A 21363-nucleotide genomic window follows, 5' to 3' on the forward strand; every position below is an offset into this window, starting at 1 on the left:
AGTACATCCTCGAACACCACCATTTCGGGTAGTTTTCTGATGTAAACGTGCATGTCACCCGCGTGGTGACTCCCTTGGTCAGCCGAGGACCGCGACCGACGCGCCCGGAAGGGACACCACGGCGGTTCGAGAATCGCCGTTGACGCCCTTTTCCGCGGTGATCGCCGGATTCGAGGCGAGCAGCAGCCGGGGCTCGGGGAGGCCGGTCACGTCCAGCCGGACCGGGCCGCCGCCCAGGTTCGCCGCGACGCACACGCCGCCGCGGCGCATCGTCAGGTGGCGCTCGCCCTCGGTGGTCTCCACGACCTCGACGGCCATGGCCGCGGGGCCCGGGTCGTTCAGCTCCGGCCTGGCGCGCCGGAGCGCGATCAGGGCCTGATGCCATTCGAGCAGGTCACGATGGGGATGACGGCCGGGCTCGGCCCAGTCGAGGACCGAACTCCGGAAGGTGTCCACAGCCTGTGGATCGGGGACGCCGCCCGTCCAGCCGTGGCGGGAGAACTCCCTGCGGCGGCCCTCGCTCACCGCTTGCGCCAGCGCCGGGTCCACGTGGTCGGTGAAGTAGCACCACGGGGTGGACGCGCCCCATTCCTCCCCCATGAAGAGCATGGGCGTGAACGGCGCGAGCAACAGCAGCGCCGCTCCGACCTTCAGCAGGTCCGGCGAAAGCGTCGCGCCGACACGATCCCCGGACGCGCGATTTCCCACCTGATCGTGGTTCTGCAGAAAACCCAGGAAGCGGTGCGCGGGAGTGGTTCGCACGTCCACAGGACGGCCGTGGTGCCGTCCCCGATACGTCGACATGGTGCCGTCATGGACGAATACCTTCGTCAGGGCTTTCTTCAGTATCTCCAATGCACCGAAATCGCAGTAGTAGCCCTGTCTCTCACCTGTCAGCGCCGCATGCAGGGCGTGATGGAAGTCGTCGTTCCACTGCGCGTCGAGCCCGTAGCCGCCGGCCTCCCTGGAGGCCACCAGCCGCGGGTCGTTCAGGTCGGACTCGGCGATGAGGAACAGCTCACGCCCCACGTGGGCCGACAGCGCCGCCACCGCGTCCGCCAGTTCCTCCAGTATGTGCACGGCGCGGTGGTCGGCGATGGCGTGGACGGCGTCCAGACGCAGCCCGTCCAAGTGGTAGTCCCGCAGCCACATCAGCGCGTTCTGCACGACGAACGCGCGGACCTCGTCCGAGCCCTCCTGGTCGAAGTTCACCGCTTGGCCCCAGGGGGTGGTGTGGGCGGCGGTGAAGTACGGCCCGTAGGAGGCGAGGCGGTTCCCGTCCGGGCCCAGGTGGTTGTAGACGACGTCCAAGACGACGGCGAGGCCATGGGCGTGTGCGGCGTTCACGAAGCGTTTCAGCCCGTCCGGGCCGCCGTAGGGCTCGTGCGGCGCCCACAGGTGGACGCCGTCGTATCCCCAACCATGGTGGCCGGGGAACGAAGCGACGGGCAGAAGCTCGACCGTGTCGATCCCCAGGGAGACCAGATGCGGAAGGCGTTCGACGGCCGCATCGAAGGTTCCTTCGGGGGTGAACGTGCCGACGTGCAGTTCGTACAGGACGCTGCCGGGAAGGGGCCGTCCGTGCCAGTGGCCGTCGCTCCAGATGAACCCGTTGTGGTCGTACACACGGCTCTGCCCGTGCACGCCATGCGGCTGCCAGAGGGAACGAGGGTCCGGCAAGACCTCATCGGCTCCGTCCAAGACGAAGCCGTAGTCCGTGCCGTGCTCCGCGGTCGGAACGTCCGCGTACCACCAGCCGGGACGTCCTTCTAGAGCGTTCATGGGGTACGGGTCGCCGCCCGCCACCACACCGATCCGCCGGACGTCCGGCGCCCACACCTCGAAGCGCGCGCTCACCGGTCGATCTCCCTCGGGACCAGCAGCGCGACGGGCAGGTGGGCGAACAGGCGGGCGGCGTCGAGGCCGGGGCCCCACAGCGTCGCGCCGGTCAGGACGTCCCGCCAGCCCTGGCGGCCGACGTCCACCGTCGTCCCGGCCCAGCCGCCGCGGCGCTCCAGGCCCACCGGCAGGCGCGTCGCGACCGCGACGGCGCCGCCGCGGGCGAACGCCACGACGTGCTCGGCGGCGGGACCGTGCGCCGCGACGGGCTCATGCCGGGCGCCGGGGCCGAACCACTCGGGACGCGACCGGCGCAGCCGCAGCGTCCGGGAGGTGACCAGGAGCTTCTCGTCGTCCACGTCCTTCGGCTGCCGGCCGGTGTCGAGCCGGAACAGCCGCTCGCGGCGGCGCCCGTAGTCCACCGGCCGCCGGTTGTCCGGGTCGACGAGCGAGAGGCCGGTCAGCTCGCAGCCCTGGTAGACGTCCGGGACGCCCGGCATGGCGAGCTGCACGAGCTTCTGCCCCAGCGCGTTCACCCGCGCGTACGGGGCGAGCCGCCGCACGAACGACGTCATGTCCGTGACGAGGTCGGCGTCGTCCAGGACACGCCGTGCGTAGGCGAGGACGGCCTCCTCGTAGGCGGCGTCCCCGTCCACCCACGACGTGCGGGTCTTGGCCTCGCGCATCGCCTTGAGGAGGAACTCCGCCAGCCGGTCGTAGGTGAGCGGCCATGCGCCCACGAGCGTCTGCCACAGCAGGTATTCCAGGTCCGGTTCCAGCGGCGACGCATCCGGGCCCCACCAGTTCCACCACCTGACCACGGCCTGCGCCCACTCCCCCGGGAGCTCCGCCAGGACCGCCAGCCACGCGCGCACGTCCTCCTCGCGCTTGGTGTCGTGCGTGGACAGCGTGGTCATCGTCGACGGCCGGTCACGCGCCAGCCGGATGCAGTGCGCGTGGAAATCGGCCGCGTGCACGGAGAACCGGCCGGGCGCGCCGCCGACCTCGTTGAGCGCGGCCATCCGGTTCCACCGGTAGAACGCCGTGTCCTCCACGCCCTTGGCCGCCAGTGGCGCCGCCGTCTGCTGGAACCGGATGATGAACTCGGCGTCCGTGGTCTCACCCCGTCCCAACGCCAGCGACAGGACCGTCTCCAGGTCCGGATGGAGTTCTTTAGGCAGATGCCCGCGCGCGCGCCGCGCGGCCTCCTCCAGCACCTGGACGGCCTGCGGCGGCGCGTCCTCGCCTGGGACGACGTAGGCGCGGTAAACCGGCATGGCCACCAGGAGCTCCACGAGCGCGCGCTCCAGGCCCGGACGGTCCGTCCCGGCGACCCTGCGCAGGACGCGCAGCAGCCGGTCGATCTCCGGCCTCAGCCCGTGCTCGGCCGCGTGCAGGCGCCCGGCCCGCTCGACCTCCTCGAACCCGTCCGGCCCGCCGGTCAGGGAGACGTAGAGGTCGGTGAGCGGCTTCTCCCCGTCCGGGTCGACGAACAGCCCGCCGACCATGCCGAGCGAGTCGTACCCGGTGGTGCCCGCGCACGGCCAGTCCGCCGGGAGCCGCTCCTCGCCTTCGGTGATCTTCTCGACGAGCACCCAGCCGTCCGGCGCGGCCTCGGCCAGCCGCCGCAGATAGCCGCGCGGGTCGGCGAGCCCGTCGGGATGGTCGATCCGCAGGCCGTCCACCTGCCCGTCCGCGACCAGGCGGAGCAGCAGCGCGTGCGTGCGGTCGAACACCTCCGGCTCCTCCTGGCGCAGGCCGATCAGTCCGGAGATGTCGAAGAACCGCCGGTAGTTCGGCTCGCCGTCGCCCGGCAGGACGATCCTCCCTCCGCCCGCGTCCCAGTCGACGTCGAACCACCGCGCGTACGGCGACGACGGCCCCTCCGCGAGCACCGCGGCCAGGGGCGCGTTCAGGTCGCGCCGCTCCGGGACCGCCATGTGGTTGGGCACGACGTCCACGAGCAGGCGCAGCCCGTGCGCGCGGAACCGGGCCGCCATCGCGCCGAACGCCTCCGGGCCGCCGAGCTCGTCCGAGAGCCGGGCGTGGTCCACGACGTCGTAGCCGTGCGTGGACCCGGGGGCGGCCTGGAGTATCGGCGACAGGTACACGTGCGACACGCCAAGGGCCGCGAGGTACGGCGCAAGGGCGGAGGCTTCGGCGAAGCCGAAATGACCGTCCGGCGTGCCGCGGAGCTGGAGCCGGTAGGTCCCTGATGGGGGTGCGGCGAAGTCGTCCTCCGCCGGTACGGCCTCCTCGGCCGTGTGTTCCTCGGACACTGTTTCCTCGGGGGGTTCGTCGTCGGGGAGCGGTTCCTCGATGACGGGCTCGGCGGGCTCGGCGGCCTCGGCCACGGCATCCGGCACGGCATCGTCGAACTGGACATCGTCGAACAGCGCTTTTTCGAACAGGGCATCATCGGGCGGGGCATCGTCAAACACGGCGGAGCACCTGGATGGAGCGGGCGCCGACCGGGACGGTCTCGCGGTGCTTCACCACGGGTGACTCCTCCTCGGCCAGCAGCGGGTCGGCGGTGTCGAGCACCTTGATCCACATCTGGCCGTAGGAGACGGGGGGCAGCACGAACGGCAGGTCGCCGTCGTGCGCGTTGATCAGGAGCAGGAACGAGTCGTCGCGGATCCGCCGGCCGCGCGGATCGGGCTCCCCGATCGCGTCGCCGTTCAGGAACACGTTCACCGACTTGTTGAAACCGGCCGACCAGTCCCTGTCGGCCATCTCGTCGCCGCCGGGGGTGAACCACACGAGGTCGGGGAGGTCCTCGATGGACGGGCCGGTGCCCGCGCGCACGCCGCCCTTGCCCTGGCGCGGCTCCACCCTGCGCCGGTCCCCCCGGAAGAAGCGCCGCCGCCGGAACACCGGATGCGCGGTCCGCAGCTCGGACACGCGCCGGACGAAGTCCAGCAGCGGCCCCCGCTCGTCGAAGAAGGTGTCGTCGCGCAGGCCCGTCCAGTCGACCCAGGAGATCTCGCTGTCCTGGCAGTAGGCGTTGTTGTTGCCGCCCTGGGTGCGGCCCAGCTCGTCGCCGTGCGACAGCATCGGGACGCCCTGCGAGAGGAACAGCACGGTCAGGAGGTTGCGCTTCTGGCGCTCGCGCAGGGCGATCACGTCCAGGTCGTCCACCGGGCCCTCGTGGCCGCAGTTCCACGACCGGTTGTCGTCGGTGCCGTCCCGGTTGCCCTCGCCGTTGGCCTCGTTGTGCTTGCCGTCGTAGGACACGAGATCGTGCAGGGTGAACCCGTCGTGGCAGGTCACGAAGTTGATCGAGGCGATCGGGCGGCGGCCGTCGTCGGCGTACAGGTCCGACGATCCGGTCAGCCGGGACCCGAACTCCGGCATCGTCCCCGGCTGCCCGCGCCAGAAGTCGCGCATGGTGTCGCGGAACTTGCCGTTCCACTCCGTCCACAGCGGCGGGAAGTTGCCGACCTGGTAGCCGCCCTCCCCGACGTCCCACGGCTCGGCGATCAGCTTGACCTGCGAGACCACCGGGTCCTGCTGGACGAGGTCGAAGAACGCCGACAGCCGGTCCACCGCGTGCAGCTCACGCGCCAGCGTCGCCGCGAGGTCGAACCGGAACCCGTCCACGTGCATCTCGGTCACCCAGTACCGCAGCGAGTCCATGATCATCTGGAGGACGTGCGGGCCGCGCATCAGCAGGCTGTTCCCGGTGCCCGTCGTGTCCATGTAGTACCGCGCGTCGCCCTCGGTGAGCCGGTAGTAGGCGGCGTTGTCGATCCCCCGGAACGACAGCGTCGGCCCCAGGTGGTTGCCCTCGGCGGTGTGGTTGTAGACGACGTCCAGGATCACCTCGATGCCCGCCTCGTGCAGCGCCTTCACCATCGCCTTGAACTCCAGCACCTGCTCGCCCCGGTGCCCCGAGGAGGAGTACTCGGCGTGCGGCGCGAAGAAGCCGATGGTGTTGTAGCCCCAGTAGTTGCGCAGCCCCCGCTGGATCAGCGCGTCGTCGTGGACGAACTGGTGGACGGGCATCAGCTCCACCGCCGTCACCCCCAGCGACCGCAGATGATCGGTGATCACCGGATGGGCGAGCCCCGCGTACGTGCCGCGCAGGCCGGGCGGGACGTCCGGATGCCGCGCCGTGAGCCCCTTGACGTGCGCCTCGTAGATCACCGTCTCGTGGTAGGGGATCCGCGGCGGCCGGTCGTCGCCCCAGTCGAAGTACGGGCTCACGACCACCGAGCGCATCGTGTGCCCCGCCGAGTCATCGGGGTTCAGCGACCAGGGATCCCCGAACCGGTAGCCGAAGCACGACTCGTCCCAGTCGACCGTCCCCTCCACCGCCTGCGCGTACGGGTCGAGCAGCAGCTTCGCCGGGTTGCACCGGTGCCCCCGCGGCGGATCGTAGGGGCCGTGCACCCGGTACCCGTACCGCCGTCCCGGCATGACTCCCGGGAGATAGCCGTGCCATACGAACGCGTCCACCTCGGGGAGCGTCAGCCGTGTCTCCTCTTCGCCGTCCGGTCCGTCGAACAGGCACAACTCCACCCGCTCGGCGACCTCGGAGAAGACGGCGAAGTTCGTGCCCGCGCCGTCGAACCGGGCGCCGAGTGGATACGCGCCGCCGGGCCAAATCTGGTCCAATGTCCCGCCTTCCGTCCTAATGCGACGAAAGCCCTTCCCCCTGAGGGTTGGCTCACACCGGACAGGGGGTCACTGGCCAGATCGGACGGCAGTGGGTTACCTTAGGGGAGCCTTACCTTATTGAGGATGCCCTAAGCCCGCAGCTCACGGGCGTCCAGCCTGTCAAGTAGCCCGCACGAGAGGTCCCCCACCGGATGTACGTCTGCGTCTGCAACGCCGTCACGGAGGACGACGTTCACAGCTGCATGGCGAAAGGCGCCTGCACGACCGCCAAGCAGGTCAAGGCGGCCTGCGGCATGCTGCCCGGCTGCGGCTCCTGCACCAAGCGCATCCACGCCATGGTCAGCGAGTACCGCACCGCGAGCGAGCTGGCGGACGCCCTCACCGGCGGGCCCCTCCCCTTCACGGCCGTCCCGGATCCCGCCCCGGCGGCCGTCCCCGCACCGATCCTGACGCAGGACACCGAAAGGGGAGCCGCGCCGCCGACCGCCGCCTGAGCACGGGTTTCCGGTCACCCGTACGGCCTGCCACACCAGGGCGGACACGCGCCGTACGGGGGTCAGTGCTGTCCACAACCCGCGGGCCATGGAAGCATGGGGCGATATGGAAGGCGACAAGGACATCATCGCTCTGCTGAACGAGCAGCTCACCGCCGAGCTGACCGCGATCAACCAGTACTTCCTGCATGCCAAGATGCAGCAGAACTGGGGCTACACGCGGATCGCACGGCACACCCGCGACGAGTCGATCGACGAGATGCGGCACGCCGAGCGGCTGACCGACCGGATCCTGTTCCTGGAGGGACTGCCGAACTACCAGAAGCTCGGCACCCTCCGCATCGGCCAGACCGTCTTCGAGCAGCTGGAGGCGGACCTCCAGGTCGAACTGGAGGCCGTGGCACGCCTGCGCCCCGGCGTCGAGCTGATGCGCTCACGCGGCGACATCACCTCCGCGCGGATCTTCGAGGAGATCCTCGCCGACGAGGAACAGCACATCGACTACCTGGAGACCGAGATCGCCCTCGTCCGGGCCCTGGGCGAGCAGAACTACCTCCAGCGCCTCACCGACTCCCCCGGTGAAGACGGCCCGAGCCCCATCTAGCCCGACCGCGCCTGTGCGAGCGATCATCCCGCGTGAGGCCCGCCTCCGGCATCGCCTCACGCGGGTTCGCCCGGCCACCGGCGGGCTCCGCGCAGGCTAGGAACCGGGCGTGACGCCGTTGCCGGCGGGCTTCGGCGCGGTCCGGCGGCGCAGGACGTACGGCTGGATGATCCCGAGGCCGCGCACCGGGCGCCGGACGATCCGGGTCACCTCGTAGGCGGGGTCGTCCTCCAGCCGGGCCGCCAGCTCGGTGTCGATCACCACCGAGCCGGGGCGGGCGAGCGAGGTCAGCCGCGCGGCGAGGTTCACCGTCGTGCCGAAGACGTCCCCCATCAGCGGCAGGACGGGCCCGTGCGCCACCCCCACCCGCACGTCCGGGACCTCCGTCTCGTCCTGGATGGCGGCCGCGACGGTCAGCGCGATCTCCGCGCCGATCTCCGGCGTCTCCGCGCTGAACAGCACCTCATCGCCCAGCGTCTTGACCAGCCGCCCCCCGCAGGAGGCGATGATGTCGGCGGCGGTCTCCTCGAACCACTCCACCACGCGGGCCAGCTCGATCTCCTCCAGCTCCCGGCTGACCTGGGTGAACGACACCATGTCGGCGAACCCGACCGTGGTCATCGGCCGTCCCGCCGGATCGCCGTTCTCCCGGGTGGCCGCCGCCGCCATCGCCCGCGTCCCGGCCGCCGCGAGCTGGCGCCGCCACGCGTGCACGACCAGCGGCTCGAACTCGCCGATGTGCTTCTCGGCGATGCTGGCGATCGCCTCCACGGCGTCCGGGAACGGCTGATCGTTCAGATCCCGGTCGATCATGCCGCGCAGCAGGTTGACCTGCCACTCGGCCAGGCGGGTCATCGTCTGCCCGAACGCGCGGACGAGCCGGATCACGCCGTCCTCGTCGAGGACGCCCTCGTCCATCAGCCGGCGGATGCGGTCCAGCGCGGCCACGTCCCCCTCGGTGTAGGCGACGGCCTCGTCCGGCATCGACGGATAGCCGAAGGCGCGCCACAGCCGGCCGGAGAACTCCCGGGTCACGCCCGAGAGCCGGACGGCGTCCACGCGCGTGTAGCGCAGCTCGCCCCCGAGGAGGAGCTCCTCGATCTCCTTCGGATCCGGCGATCCGGCTGCCATCTGCCGCCCTTCAATCCGCCGCCGTGGGCCCCGCCTGCGGCTTTGTGGTCGGGTACCACGACATATCGTCGCAGATCCGACGCCGTTCGGTGGTTCCACCCGGGCTGTTCACCGGACGTGCACCACATCGCCCGCGCTGATCACCCTGTCCCCCCGGGGCCCGGCCACGACCAGCCGCCCCGCCCCGTCGACGTCCCGCGCCGTCCCGGCCAGCGTCCCGTCCCCGGGCAGCTCGACCCGCACCTCACGGCCGAGCGTGGCGCACAGGTCCTTGTAGGCCGTCCGCAGCCCACTGGTCTCCGGGTCGCCGTCAAGGGCCGTCCACTCCCGGTACCAGGTCTCGAACTCGCGCAGGATCGCCCGCAGCAGCGGCGCCCGGTCGCTCAACGGCGCGCCCTCGATCGCCAGGGACGTCGCCGTCGGCACCGGCAGCTCCGCCTCCCGCAGCCCCACGTTCAGCCCGATCCCCATGATCAGCGCGTCGCCGGCCTTCTCCGCGAGGATGCCCGCGAGCTTCCGGTCCCCCACCAGCAGGTCGTTCGGCCACTTCAGCCGCGCGTCCACGGCGACGTCCCCGCCCGGCACGTCCTCGTTCTCCGACCAGGCGGTCATCCTCCGGACGGCGGTCGCCACCGCCACGCCCGCCAGCAGCGGCGCCCAGCCGAGCAGCGGCACCGGCACCGCGGGCCGCAGCAGCATCGAGAACATCAGCCCCGACCGCGGCGGCGCCGCCCAGGGCCGTCCGAGCCGCCCCCGCCCGGCGGTCTGCGACTCGGTGACGAGCACCTCCCCCTCCGGCACACCGTCCCCGGCCGAACCCGCGAGATCGGCGTTGGTGGACCCCGTCTCGTCCACCACCCGCACCCCACGCCACAACCCGCCGGGCCGGACGAGCGCCCGGCGCAACGCCCCCTCGTGCAACGGCGGACGATCAAGATCGCCATAAGGTGAATAGCTCACACACCCATAGTGCAGTGAGATCGAACCAACAGCAGCCCAGCCCCCACCCGCACCTTCTCCACCAGGCGACCACCAAGACATTCCGCCCCCGTTCTCCCCGCAACAACAAGCTTGTGGACGCCCACCCTCCACGCCCCACGGCCCCAACGGCCCGATCGCATCCGAAGGCAGGGGCAAAGCGAAGCAAGCCCCTGATCGCACAGCAAGCCCCCAGACCGAGACGAAGCGACCACACCGGGCGTCCGCCAAAAGCAGGAACCTCAGCCCCCAACGACCGCAACGTTGCGATCGCGTCCGAAGGCAGTTGCGAGCTTGCGAGCAACTGATCGCGAAGCGAGCCCTCCAGGGCGAGTTCGAAGCGATGCAGCGATCGCACGCGGTGTCCGCCGAAGGAAGGCGCCCTAGCGCCTGACGCCAAGGACACCGCAAACAAATACTGCATACTCCCCTGCATGGATGGTGTGACGGTTCGGCGGGACGGGCATGTGGCGGAGATCGTTCTGGATCGGCCGGAGGCTTTGAACGCGCTCTCCACGGCCATGGCGCGGCGGCTGGCGTCGGTGTGCGCCGAGGTGGGGGCGGATGCGTCCGTGCGGGCGGTGGTGCTGGGGGCGGCGGGCGAGAAGGCGTTCTGCGTGGGGGCGGACCTCAAGGAGCGCAACCGGATGACGGACGAGGAGATCTTCGCGCAGCGGCCGTTGTTCCGCGCCGCTTTCGGCGGGGTGCTGGGGTTGCCTCAGCCGGTGGTCGCGGCCGTGCACGGGTACGCGCTCGGCGGCGGCTGTGAGTTCGCGTTGTCCGCGGACATCATCGTCGCGGACGAGACGGCCGTGTTCGGGCTTCCCGAGGTCGGTGTCGGGCTGGTGCCCGGGGGCGGCGGGACGCAGCTCGCGCTGCGGCGTCTGGGTCCCGGCAAGGCCGCGGACCTGGTGTTCACCGGCCGCCGCCTCGGCGTCGAGGAGGCGCTCGCGTACGGCCTCGCCGACCGCGCGGTCCCGGCGGGGACGGCCCGTGAGGAGGCGCTCACGATCGCGGGTGTGATCGCGGGGAACTCCCCGGTCGCCGTCCGGGCCGCGAAGAAGGCCATGCGGCAGGGCGCGGGCGTCGCGCTGGACGCCGCCCTGGACCTTGAGGAGAACGCCTGGCGCACCGCCGCGGCGTCCCCCGACCGCCGCGAGGGCATCGCCGCCTTCAACGAGAAGCGCAAGCCCGACTGGTCCTAGAGGATGTGCAGGGCGAGGACGGTCAAGTCGTCCTCCTGGTCATACCCGTCGATCACCGAGCCAGGCGGCCGCGGTCCGGACGGGGAGCGGCGCCTGCGCTACACCCGCGAAGCCGTGAAGATCGCAATGTGGATCCTGCTCCGCGTCATCTGGGATTACCTCCGCGATCAGTGACCCCGGCATGAATGCGCCGACCGGGCCCCAACCTGAGCCCCCGGTTCAACCCGTGTTCTGGAGGCCGGCCGCTACTCCGTTGACGGAGAGGAGGAGCAGGGCCTCCAGGTGGTCGCGTTCCGTCTCGTCCGCCACGCCGGAGCGGAGGGCGGTAAGGGCCCTCAACTGGAGGAGGGAGAGGGCGTCGACGTAGGGGTTGCGGAGTTCCACGGCGCGGGAGAGGACGCGGCGGTTCTCCAGGAGGCGGTCGTGGCCCGTGACGGCCAGGACGAGGGAGCGGGTGCGGTCGTACTCGGCCAGGACGGTCTCGGACAGCTCGGGGCGGCCGCCCAGGGCCAGGTAGCGTTCGGCGATGGCGCGGTCGGACTTGGCCAGGCTCATCTCGGCGTTGTCGAGGAGGGTGTTGAACAGGGGCCACGACTCGTAGGCGCCGCGGAGCTCGTCCAGATCACGGCCGCCGTCGGAGACGGCGGCGAGGCCGCTGCCCAGGCCGTACCAGCCGGGGAGGTTGACGCGGGTCTGCGTCCAGGCGAACACCCAGGGGATGGCGCGCAGGTCCTCCAGGCCGCGGGCGGCCTTGCGGCGGGCCGGGCGGGAGCCGATGCGCAGTTCGGCGATCTCCTCCAGGGGGCTGACGCGGGCGAACCAGGCGGCGAAGCCGTCGGACTCGATGAGGGCGCGGAAGGCGGCCTTCGCCGCCTCGCCGATCTTGTCCGCGAGGGGGCGGAAGCGGGCGGCGGCCTCGCGGGCGCGGTCCTGGACGGGGCCGGTGGAGGCGAGCAGGACGGCGCTGGTGACCTGCTCGACGTGCCGCCGGGCGATCTCGGGGTGGCCGTAGCGGGCGAAGATGACCTCGCCCTGCTCGGTGACCTTGAAGCGGCCCGCGACGGAGCCGGGGGCCTGCGCGAGGATCGCCCGGTTGGCGGGGCCGCCGCCGCGGCCGAGGGAGCCGCCGCGGCCGTGGAACAGCGTCAGCCTCACGTCGTGGTGCGCGGCCCACGCGGTGAGGGCCTCCTGCGTGTCGTACAGGCGGAGGGTGGCGCTGGCCGGGCCGAGCTGCTTGGCGGAGTCGGAGTAGCCGAGCATGACCTCCAGGCGGCGTCCGGTGTCGTCCAGGCGGCGACGGACGGCCGGGATCTCCAGCATCCCGTCGAGGACCTGGGGGGCACGTTCCAGGTCCTCGCCGGTCTCGAACAGCGGGATGACGTCCAGCACGGGCGCGCCGTCGCCGAGGGAGGCCGCCAGGGCGTGCACGTTCGCGATGTCGTCGGCGGACCGGGTGAAGGAGACGATGTAGCGGTGGCAGGCCCGCACGCCGAAGCGCCGCTGGATCCAGGCGACGACGCGCAGGGTCTCCAGGATCTCCCGGGTCGTCTCGCCCTGCTCGCCGTCCAGTTCGGCGAGGGCCCTGGCGTGGAGCTCGGAGTGCTGGCGGATCTCCAGCTCGGCGAGGTGGAAGCCGAACGTCTCGACCTGCCAGATGAGCTGCTGGACGCGCCCGTACGCCTGGCGGGCGGCGCCCGCCTCCGCGAGGGACTCCTGGACGGTCCGCAGGTCGGCCAGCAGCTCGTCCGGGGACGCGTAGGCGAGGTCGGCGTCGCGCTCGCGGGTCGCGGCGATCCGCGCCGCGGCGAAGAGCAGGAGCTGACGGTGCGGCTCGCCCGGTGACCGCTTGGCCAGCTCGTCGATCCGGCCGGGCTGGGCGGTGCGGGCGGCGGCGAGCGCGTCGCGCAGGGCGGGCGACGCCGGGGTCGTGCTCTCGTGGACGGTCAGCTCCCGCCCGATCCGCGCGCAGGCCGTCTCCAGGGCGCGCAGGACGTGGTCGGCCTGGATCATCATCGTGTCGCGGGTGACCTGGGCGGTGACGTAGGGGTTGCCGTCGCGGTCCCCGCCGATCCAGCTCCCGAACCGCAGGTACGGGCGGGCCTTCGGCGGGCGGGTGCCGGTGCCCTCGCCGCCCGCGGCGCCGTCCAGCGCGCGGTCCAGGGCGCGGTAGATGTGCGGGACCACCCGGAAGATCGTCTCGTCGAACGCGGCCATCGCGGTGCGGACCTCGTCCAGGGGGTCCATCTGGGCGTCGCGGCGCAGCGCCGTCCGCCACAGCAGGTCGATCTCCTCGCGGAGGCGGCGTTCGGTCTCCTCGCGCTCGCCCGCGCCGGGACCCGCGTCCAGGGCGGTGAGCAGATCGCTGATCCGCTGGATCGCGGTGACGACGGCGCGGCGGCGGGCCTCGGTGGGATGCGCGGTGAAGACGGGCCGGAACTCCAGGCCGTCGAGGACGCCGTCGAACCCCCCGTCCATCGACGCGCGGACCTCCTCCACGGCCGCCGCGACCGAGCCGGGGACGGCGCCGCCGGTGTCACGTTCCCGCAGTGTCCGGATGCGGTGGTGCTCCTCGGCGAGGTTCGTCAGGTGGAAGTACACGGTGAACGCCCGCGCGACCTGACCGGCACGTTCCAGGCTCCAGCCGTCGACGAGGGCGGCGACCTCCTCGATGCCCGTCTCGCCGCGGCGTGCCGCGATCACGGCGTGGCGGAGCCGCTCGACGTCGTCCAGCAGCCCACGTCCGCCGTACTCCACCAGGCCGTCGCCGAGCATCGCGCCCAGCAGGCGCACATCACGCCGGAGCGGTTCGGGCATGTCCTGCCGGATGGTGTCACGCGTCTTCGTAGCCACGTGACCAGCGTAGTGAGCGGCCCGGGCCGCCGGTCAGGGCGGACCCGGCGGCGGGCCCGCCATCAGCGGGCGGTTACGCTGGCGCGCATGGCGATGGAAGCCCCTGAGCCCGCCGCGGACTACGACGTCCACACGACGGCGGGGAAGATCGCGGACCTGGAGCGGCGCCGGTACGAGGCGGTGCACGCCGGGTCCGCGCGCGCGGTCGAGAAGCAGCACGCCAAGGGCAAGATGACGGCCCGGGAGCGGATCGACGCGCTGCTGGACCCCGGTTCCTTCGTGGAGTTCGACGAGCTGGCGCGGCACCGCTCGACCAACTTCGGGATGGAGAAGAACCGCCCCTACGGCGACGGCGTGGTCACCGGCCACGGCACGGTCGACGGGCGTCCCGTCGCGGTGTTCAGCCAGGACTTCACCGTCTCGGGCGGCTCGCTCGGCGAGGTCTTCGGCGAGAAGATCTGCAAGGTCATGGACCACGCGCTGAAGACCGGCTGCCCGGTCGTCGGCATCAACGACTCCGGCGGCGCGCGGATCCAGGAGGGCGTCGTCGCGCTCGGGCTGTACGCCGAGATCTTCAAGCGCAACGTGCGCGCGTCCGGGGTGATCCCGCAGATCTCCCTGGTCATGGGGCCGTGCGCGGGCGGCGCGGTGTACTCCCCGGCGATCACCGACTTCATCGTCATGGTCGACCGGACGTCCCACATGTTCATCACCGGCCCCGACGTGATCAAGACGGTCACCGGGGAGGAGGTGACGATGGAGGAGCTGGGCGGCGCGCACTCGCACAACTCGCGGTCCGGGGTGGCCCACTACCAGGGCTCTGACGAGGACGACGCGATCGATTACGTGAAGGCACTGCTGTCGTACCTGCCGTCCAACAACCTGTCCGACGCACCCGTGGCCGGTGTGCCCGCGGACCCGTCGGAGCTCGACGAGGAGCTCGACTCCCTCATCCCCGACTCGCCGAACCAGCCGTACGACATGCACACCGCCATCGAGCACGTGCTGGACGACGGCGAGTTCCTGGAGGTCCAGGAGCTGTTCGCGCCGAACATCATCGTCGGGTTCGGGCGGGTCGAGGGTCATTCGGTCGGAGTCGTCGCGAACCAGCCGATGCAGTTCGCCGGGACGCTCGACATCGACGCCTCCGAGAAGGCCGCGCGGTTCGTCCGGACCTGCGACGCCTTCAACATCCCCGTGCTGACCTTCGTGGACGTGCCCGGCTTCCTGCCCGGCACCGGCCAGGAGTGGAACGGGATCATCCGGCGCGGCGCGAAACTGCTGTACGCCTACGCCGAGGCGACCGTCCCGCTCGTCACCGTGATCACGCGGAAGGCGTACGGCGGCGCGTACGACGTCATGGGCTCCAAGCACCTCGGCGCCGACATCAACCTGGCGTGGCCCACCGCGCAGATCGCGGTCATGGGCGCGCAGGGCGCCGTCAACATCCTGTACCGGCGGGAGCTGGCCGCCGCCGACGACGCCGACGCCCGCCGCGCCGAGCTGATCACCGAGTACGAGGACACGCTGGCCAACCCCTACATCGCGGCCGAGCGCGGCTACGTCGACAACGTGATCAAGCCGTCCGAGACGCGGGGGCAGATCGTCCGGGCGCTGCGCGCGCTCCGGGAGAAGCGCACCACCCTGCCGCCCAAGAAGCACGGGAACATCCCGCTCTGACCGGGCCCTCCCGAGGAGGAGAACGCGTGGCCGAAGAGAAGCCGTTCCTCCGGGTCGTGCGGGGCGATCCGTCGCCCGAGGAGATCGCGGCGCTGGTCGCGGCGCTGGTCGCGGTGCTGACCGCGCGGGCCCGCGCGGCCGCCGCGGCCGCCGCGTCCGCCGCGTCCGACGGCGCCGACACGCCGGGGACGTCCCGGTGGGCCGACCGCTCCAGGCTCGTCCGGCATGCCGCGGGGGAGACGGTCCGCCCGCGCGGCCCCGGCGCCTGGCGCGCCGCCGGCCTGCCCCGCTGACCGCTCCGGGCCTCCGGGGAAGGGGGCCGGGGGAACGCGCCGAGGGACATCTAACCGTGGTTCGCGCCCGGCAGAGGGCTCTTCACGAATAAGGTGAAAGGCCATGGCCACCTCGGAGTTCGTCCCACAGCCCGCGCGGTACGCCGTTTTCGTCGACGCGGGATACCTTTACGCGGCCTCCGGGGCGCTGCTGCTCGGCTGTGGTTCCCGGCGCGAGTACCGCGTCGCCGCGGAGAAGCTGATCAAGGCGTTGACCAGCCACGCCGACGACCAGCTGGTCGGCGAGCTGCTGCGCGTCTACTGGTTCGACGCCGCGCCCAAGCGGCAGCCGACGGTGGACCAGCGCGTGATCGCGAACCTGCCGCTGGTGAAGCTGCGGCTGGGGAACCTGAACGCCCAGGGCCAGCAGAAGGGCGTGGACGCCCAGCTGCGCGCCGACCTTGAGGCCCTCGCCCGGCACCGCGCGATCACCGACGCGGTGCTGCTCGCCGGTGACGAGGACATGCTGCCCGCCGTCGAGGCCGCGCAGCGCTACGGCGTCCGCGTGCACCTGTGGGGCGTGGAGCCGACGCACGGCTCCAACCAGGCCGAGTGGCTGGTGTGGGAGTCCGACACGGTCGAGGTGCTGCCCGCCGATTTCCTGCGCCCCTACTTCACCAAGGCCAAGGTGCTGCCCGTCCCGGCCCCGGGCACCGCCGCCGCGGCCCGGGACGCCGCCGCCGCGCACCGCACGAGCCCCGTCCCGTCCCCGTCGCAGGTGTTCGCGGGGAAGCCGCCGGTCAAGCAGCCGGCACCGGCGCCGGCCGCCGTCCGCACCGCCGTCCCGGTCGGCGCCGGGCACGCCACGCCCGCGACAGTGGCGGCCTCGATGAACTCCGCCGCGGCCGCCGCGTCCGACGGCAAGCTCGGCCCCGACCGCAACCACATGCTGGAGATCGGCGAGCACGTCGCCCAGAAGTGGATCTTCGAGCGGGGGCGGGACAACATCCGCGACCTGCTGCCCGGCCCGATCCTGCCGCCCGTGATCGACAAGGAGCTGCTGATCGAGGCCGAGAAGGAGCTCGGCGGCTCCCTGCGCCCCTACCAGGAGGCCCGCACCTGGCTGCGGGACGGGTTCTGGGAGCGCGTCTACCGCGAGTTCGGCATCGGCATCGGCAAGTCCGACTGACCGTCCCGGCCGGTTCCCGCGACGGCACGCCCCGCGAACACGTTTGGCAATGACGCGGACACGCGGAGTCGTCTGTCGGTACAGTCCCCGCCGTGATGGGGGGAGACCGCGCATGCGACCTCGTGGACGACGGGCAGGTGCCACCGCGATCCCGCTCGCCCTGGCACTGACGCTGGCCGGGTGCGGGTCGCCCGTCCCGTTCCACCGGCCCGGGGAGGGATCCGCGGACGAGCCGGTGGCGGCGCTGGGCGGTGCCGCGCCCTACTTCAGCCCGGCCCCCGCGGCACCGCCCGCGCGGAACCTGGAGGCGCCCGCACCGCCGCCCGGCGGGTCGGCGCCGGTCGCGCCGCCCGGCGGACCCGTCTACGCCGCGACCGGCGCGGGCATGATCGCCCCGGTCGCGCGGGACATGCCACCGCGGCTGTACGTCGCGAACGGGCGGGTCATCGACGTCATCGACCCGGGGACGGCGCGGATCGTCCGGCGGCTCGGCGCGGGAGGGGAGGCGTCGCGGGTCGTCCCGTCCTGGGACCTGCGGCGGCTGTGGGCCGCCGACACCGCCCACGGCACGCTGGTGCCGGTCGGCCCGCGCAGCGGCAGGCGCGGCCGCCCGCGCGGCGTCGCCGCGCCCGAGGGCCTCTACTTCACCCCCGACGGCCGCGACGCGCTGGTCCTCGCCGGACGGGAACGCCGCATCGACGTCCGCGACCCGCGCACGATGCTGCCGCGCGCGTCGGTGCCGCTGCCGTGCGCCGCGCGGCACGCGGACTTCTCCCCCGACGGCGCGTTCCTGGTGGCGAGCTGCCCTGCGGGACGGCTCGTCCGGGTGGACGTGCCGGGGCGGCGCGTCGCCGGGACCGTCCGGCTGCCCTCGGGCGCGCGGCCCGGTGACCTGCGGCTGTCACCCGACGGCACCGGGTTCTTCGTGGCCGACCCGGTCAGGGGCGGCGTGTGGGTCGTGGACGCCCGGCGGTCCGCCCGGCCCGGCTTCGTCCCGACCGCGCCGGGCGCCCGGGGCCTCGCGATCAGCCGGGACGCGCGGCGGCTGTTCGTCGTCGGCGGCGGCACGGTGACCGCCGTCGAGTTCGGCACCCGGCGGATCGCGGGCCGCTGGCCGCTCCCCCACGGCGGCTCCCCCGTACCCGGCGGCGTGTCCTCGGACGGGGCCGCGCTGTGGCTGGCCGACGCCTCCGGCCTGGTCTACGCCCTGTCCACGCGGACCGGCAAGGTGCTGCGGAAGGTGTGGGTGGGCGGACGCCCGTCAGGGCTGATCGTCCACCCCCAGCCAGGCCGCTACTCCCTAGGCGGCAGCGGTCTGTATAGATGACCCCGGCCTAAGGGCGCTCGCCCGGCGGCTCACCCCCCCGACCCCCGACCGTGCTCGTGCGTTGGCCGGGTCAGCGGGAGGGCACCTGGTGCCAGCCTGGGAGGAGTTCCTCCATCAGTGCCTCTGTCTCGGGTTGGAGCCGGTCGAGCAGGGGGTCGCGGGCGATGCGGCCGCGCAGTTCACCGGCCACGGCCTGGACCTGGGCCGTGTCGCCGGTGGCGTGGGCGGCGCGGAGCAGGTCGCGCCAGAGTCCCTCGTCCTCGGGTGCGAGCCGCAGGCCCGCGCGGGCGGCGCCGACCGCGCCGCGCGCGTCGCCCTCCTCCAGGCGCAGCAGGACCAACCGGTGCGCGACGTCCACGACGCGCGCCGCCGCCTCGTACTCCAGGTCGTGCGAGGCCAGCCACGCGTAGTGGCCGCGCGGCCGGTCGGCGAGGAGCGGCCCGCGGACCAGGTCCAGCGCGTAGGACATGTAGGCGGCCTCGGACGCGGGCTCGGCCGCCGACCGCCACACCAGCCACCGGAACACCGCGAGGTCGACCCGCACCTCCGAGCCGAGCCGGATGCGGCCCCGGTCGTCGTAGTACAGGTTCGGGCGGCCGCGCGCGTCCCGGCCGAGCCAGTCGGACACGCGGGCCACGCACGCGTCGCGTATGCCCGCGGTCACCCCGCGCGGCCAGATCGCGCCGCCGAGCACGGTCGGGTGCACGCCGTTCGGGTGCGCGGCGAGGTAGACCAGCACCTCCGTGCACAGGGCGCGGCGGCTCTCGTCCATCGGGCCGGGCGCCTCGATCTCGATCGGGCCGAGCAGCCGGATGTCGGCGGACGACTGCTGCGCGGTCGGCGGCTCGGCACCGCCCGCCGGCTCGGGCAGCGGCACCGCGTCGAGGCGGCCCGCCGTCCGGAACAGCTCGAACACGCCCCGGTACTGCGGTTCCCCGACGAGCTGCGCGTCGACCTGGAAGCCGAGCACCCCGGCGTGCAGCCGTCCCTCGGCGTCGACGTCCCACGTCCAGGTGGCGCCCTGCACCTCTCCGGCGACGAGGTAGCCCGCCGCCATGCGGGTGCCGGTGCGGGCCAGCGCGACCAGCCGGTCGGCCTCCCGCTCGGACGGACGGTCCGCCATGATCAGGTAGTGCGGCATCCACGCCTCGCCGAACACGCCCCGGCACCGGCCGGTGAGGACGGAGTCGACGCCGGAGGCGGCGAGGGCCTGCCGCACCTCCTCGCTGCGCCCCTCCAGTTCCGGCAGCGCGTCCTGGAGCGCCGGGACGGACCGGATCCGGTCGGGCGCGATCTCCGCGAGCCCCTCGCCGAACTCGGCGCCGAACCCGACGAGCGTGATGCGCATGTGGTCGGACCAGCGGTTGGTGGCCAGTTCCAGCGCGACCGCGGCGAGCGCGGCGCGGCGGGTGTCCTCGGGCCCGCGCAGCGCGATCAGCCCGTGCGCGGCCTCCAGGTCGACCAGGATCCGGCCGTTGTCGTTGGTGCCGATCGACACGAGCCCCGGGTAGGGGGCGAGGACGTCGCCCGTGCCGAGGGAGGGGTCGGACGCCTCGATGCCGTCGAGGGCGTCCGCGTGGAGCCGCCACACCTGGCCGTCGTCGAACGCCTGCCAGGGCGCGGGCGGGTTCCGGTCGGCGGGCGCGATCCACAGGTCGAGGCTCTCGCGGCCGAGGTGCACGCCGTACACGGTGGGCAGCGCACGGCCGCCCGCGGCCATGGACTTCGACAGGTGCCGCAGCCCGAGGTCGAGGAGGCGGGCCGCGTCGTCGTCGGCGCCGATCCGCAGCGCCCGCTCGGTCTCGGCGGCCGCGCCCTCCGGCCGGACGATCATGCGTCCGAACGCGCGGTTCCACATCTGCGCGCGGCGGCGGCGGCCGAGCGCGGTGAGCAGCCCGGCGCCGAGCAGCGACGCCGCCGCGAGGCCGTGCTCCCAGCCGAGGTCGAACGGCAGGGCGTGGTCGTCGTCCTCATGGCCGGGGACGGACGCGCCGCCGTTGTCCGCGCCGCCGTTCATCTCACCGGACGGGCCGTTCGCGCCGCCGCGCGCCGGTGGGTGCTCGGGCTCGGGGTGCTGGGACTGCTGGGGTGCCGGGACCTGCGGCGCGGGCTTGGACGGGGCGGGCTGGGACGGCGCAGGCTGCGACGGGGCGGGCTTGGACGGCGCGGGCTGCGCGGGCGCGGGCTTCGCCGGTGCCGTCGGCGCGGGATCGGGCTTGGCAGGCGCGGGCTTGGCAGGCGCGGGCTTGGCAGGCGCGGGCTTGGCAGGCGCGGGCTTGGCAGGCGCGGGCTTCGAGGGGGCCGGGTCCCGGTCGGGGGCGGCGTGCCCGTGCCGGTAGTAGTCGTCGAGGTCCGTGACGGGCACGACCCTCGCGCCCTTGGCGTCCGACGGCATCTCCAGGATCCACCCGGGACGGATCAGGCTCGCGATGCTCAGCTTGCTGCCGTCCGGCTGCACGCGGCCCTTGTTGAGGGAGTGGATCTCCTTGTAGCGGCGTCCGTCGCCGAGGCACTTCTCGGCGATCTCCCAGAGGCTCTCGTGGTGGCGGCCCTCGGGCGGCTGCACACGGTAGATCTTGGTGGTGCGGCCCTTGTCCGGCTGACCCGCGGCGAGCGGCTCGGCGACCGGCGCGGCCGCCTCCGCGGCGGGGTCCACCGGCGCGTCCTGCACGCGGACGAACGTCTGCGACTGCGCGGGCGTCGCCGCCTGCGCGTGCACCGGCGGATGCTGCGCCAGCTTCCCGGACAGCGCGGGCATGATCACGGACGTGGCGGTGAACAGCAGCAGCGCCGTGACGACCAGCCGGTGGACGAGCGACTGCGTGCCGCCCGCGAGCGGCACCCGCGCGGGCACCCCGACGCCGCGGACCCCCGCGTACACCTCGACGATCACGCACAGGGCGAGCTGAACCCAGGCGAGCCACACCAGCGCGACCAGGATGGTGATGAGCGACCCGGGCCCGAGCCGGTGCGTGAGGTCGGACGCGGCGGGCATCCCGCCGGGGAGCGGTGATCCGAACAGCGTCAGCAGCGTGTAGGGGATGCCGCCGATCAGCGCGGCCAGCGCCGCGACGGCGCCGAGGCCGGCCGCCACCTCGCGCGGGCCGCGGCGTCCCTGCACCCGTACGGGGGTCCTCTGCCCTTGCCGTGTCACCATCGCGTCCCCGCCGT

14 protein-coding genes are annotated in these 21363 nt (G+C 72.9%); 7 read left to right on the plus strand and 7 right to left on the minus strand.

Features of this window, described 5'->3' with window-relative positions; translation table 11 throughout:
* Nucleotides 1-78 precede the first annotated feature (78 nt).
* The 3 genes from treZ to glgX are packed head-to-tail and all read right to left on the minus strand — an operon-like array spanning nt 79 to nt 6459.
* Nucleotides 79-1857, minus strand: a complete 1779-nt coding sequence (gene treZ / locus AGRA3207_RS15150) for a malto-oligosyltrehalose trehalohydrolase (protein ID WP_231335265.1) — start codon at nt 1855-1857, stop codon at nt 79-81.
* Nucleotides 1854-4280 carry a malto-oligosyltrehalose synthase gene (gene treY / locus AGRA3207_RS15155; protein ID WP_231335266.1) on the minus strand — a complete coding sequence of 809 codons (2427 nt, stop codon included), beginning with the start codon at nt 4278-4280 and terminating at the stop codon, nt 1854-1856. Before treY ends, treZ begins: the two co-directional genes overlap by 4 nt.
* The gene (glgX, locus tag AGRA3207_RS15160) at nt 4273-6459 is read right to left on the minus strand and encodes a glycogen debranching protein GlgX (protein WP_231335267.1); all 2187 of its coding nucleotides are present in this window, start codon (nt 6457-6459) and stop codon (nt 4273-4275) included. The genes treY and glgX overlap by 8 nt, the downstream gene beginning before the upstream one ends.
* Before the next feature lie 245 nt (nt 6460-6704).
* Here glgX and AGRA3207_RS15165 point away from each other — a divergent pair, with 245 nt between their 5' ends.
* Nucleotides 6705-6956, plus strand: coding sequence for a hypothetical protein (locus AGRA3207_RS15165; protein ID WP_231335268.1), 252 nt, complete (start codon nt 6705-6707; stop codon nt 6954-6956).
* A gap of 106 nt (nt 6957-7062) precedes the next feature.
* A complete protein-coding gene (bfr, locus tag AGRA3207_RS15170) occupies nt 7063-7560 on the plus strand; it encodes a bacterioferritin (RefSeq protein WP_231335269.1) in 498 nt (165 codons plus the stop codon).
* Nucleotides 7561-7656: 96 nt separating this feature from the next.
* Here the strand turns inward: bfr and AGRA3207_RS15175 are convergent, their stop codons facing one another.
* Nucleotides 7657-8691: an adenylate/guanylate cyclase domain-containing protein gene (locus AGRA3207_RS15175; protein WP_231335270.1), complete on the minus strand. Its 1035-nt coding sequence runs from the start codon at nt 8689-8691 to the stop codon at nt 7657-7659.
* A 108-nt stretch (nt 8692-8799) separates the two neighbouring features.
* Nucleotides 8800-9651, minus strand: coding sequence for a biotin--[acetyl-CoA-carboxylase] ligase (locus AGRA3207_RS15180; protein ID WP_231335271.1), 852 nt, complete (start codon nt 9649-9651; stop codon nt 8800-8802).
* A 452-nt stretch (nt 9652-10103) separates the two neighbouring features.
* On the opposite strand from AGRA3207_RS15180, the gene AGRA3207_RS15185 reads away from it, so the two are divergent.
* Nucleotides 10104-10874 (plus strand): enoyl-CoA hydratase/isomerase family protein, encoded by a 771-nt coding sequence (locus tag AGRA3207_RS15185; protein WP_231335272.1) that lies wholly within the window; start codon nt 10104-10106, stop codon nt 10872-10874.
* A gap of 219 nt (nt 10875-11093) precedes the next feature.
* Here the strand turns inward: AGRA3207_RS15185 and AGRA3207_RS15190 are convergent, their stop codons facing one another.
* Nucleotides 11094-13688, minus strand: coding sequence for a phosphoenolpyruvate carboxylase (locus tag AGRA3207_RS15190; RefSeq protein ID WP_231336303.1), 2595 nt, complete (start codon nt 13686-13688; stop codon nt 11094-11096).
* Nucleotides 13689-13811: 123 nt separating this feature from the next.
* Between AGRA3207_RS15190 and AGRA3207_RS15195 the strand changes: the two genes are divergently transcribed.
* The 4 genes from AGRA3207_RS15195 (at nt 13812) to AGRA3207_RS15210 (ending at nt 18192) form a co-directional block, all read left to right on the plus strand.
* Nucleotides 13812-15404: an acyl-CoA carboxylase subunit beta gene (locus AGRA3207_RS15195; RefSeq protein WP_231335273.1), complete on the plus strand. Its 1593-nt coding sequence runs from the start codon at nt 13812-13814 to the stop codon at nt 15402-15404.
* A 26-nt stretch (nt 15405-15430) separates the two neighbouring features.
* Nucleotides 15431-15697: an acyl-CoA carboxylase epsilon subunit gene (locus AGRA3207_RS15200; RefSeq protein WP_231335274.1), complete on the plus strand. Its 267-nt coding sequence runs from the start codon at nt 15431-15433 to the stop codon at nt 15695-15697.
* Nucleotides 15698-15800: 103 nt separating this feature from the next.
* Nucleotides 15801-16865, plus strand: a complete 1065-nt coding sequence (locus tag AGRA3207_RS15205) for an NYN domain-containing protein (RefSeq protein ID WP_231335275.1) — start codon at nt 15801-15803, stop codon at nt 16863-16865.
* 112 nt (nt 16866-16977) lie between these two features.
* Complete coding sequence (locus AGRA3207_RS15210; protein ID WP_231335276.1) at nt 16978-18192, plus strand: YncE family protein; 1215 nt, start codon at nt 16978-16980, stop codon at nt 18190-18192.
* 70 nt (nt 18193-18262) lie between these two features.
* Here AGRA3207_RS15210 and AGRA3207_RS15215 read toward each other — a convergent pair whose 3' ends face one another.
* Nucleotides 18263-21313 carry a bacterial transcriptional activator domain-containing protein gene (locus AGRA3207_RS15215; protein ID WP_231335277.1) on the minus strand — a complete coding sequence of 1017 codons (3051 nt, stop codon included), beginning with the start codon at nt 21311-21313 and terminating at the stop codon, nt 18263-18265.
* Nucleotides 21314-21363: the final 50 nt, after the last annotated feature.

The sequence above is a fragment of the Actinomadura graeca genome, from assembly GCF_019175365.1.
GTDB classification, from domain to species: Bacteria; Actinomycetota; Actinomycetes; order Streptosporangiales; family Streptosporangiaceae; genus Spirillospora; species Spirillospora graeca.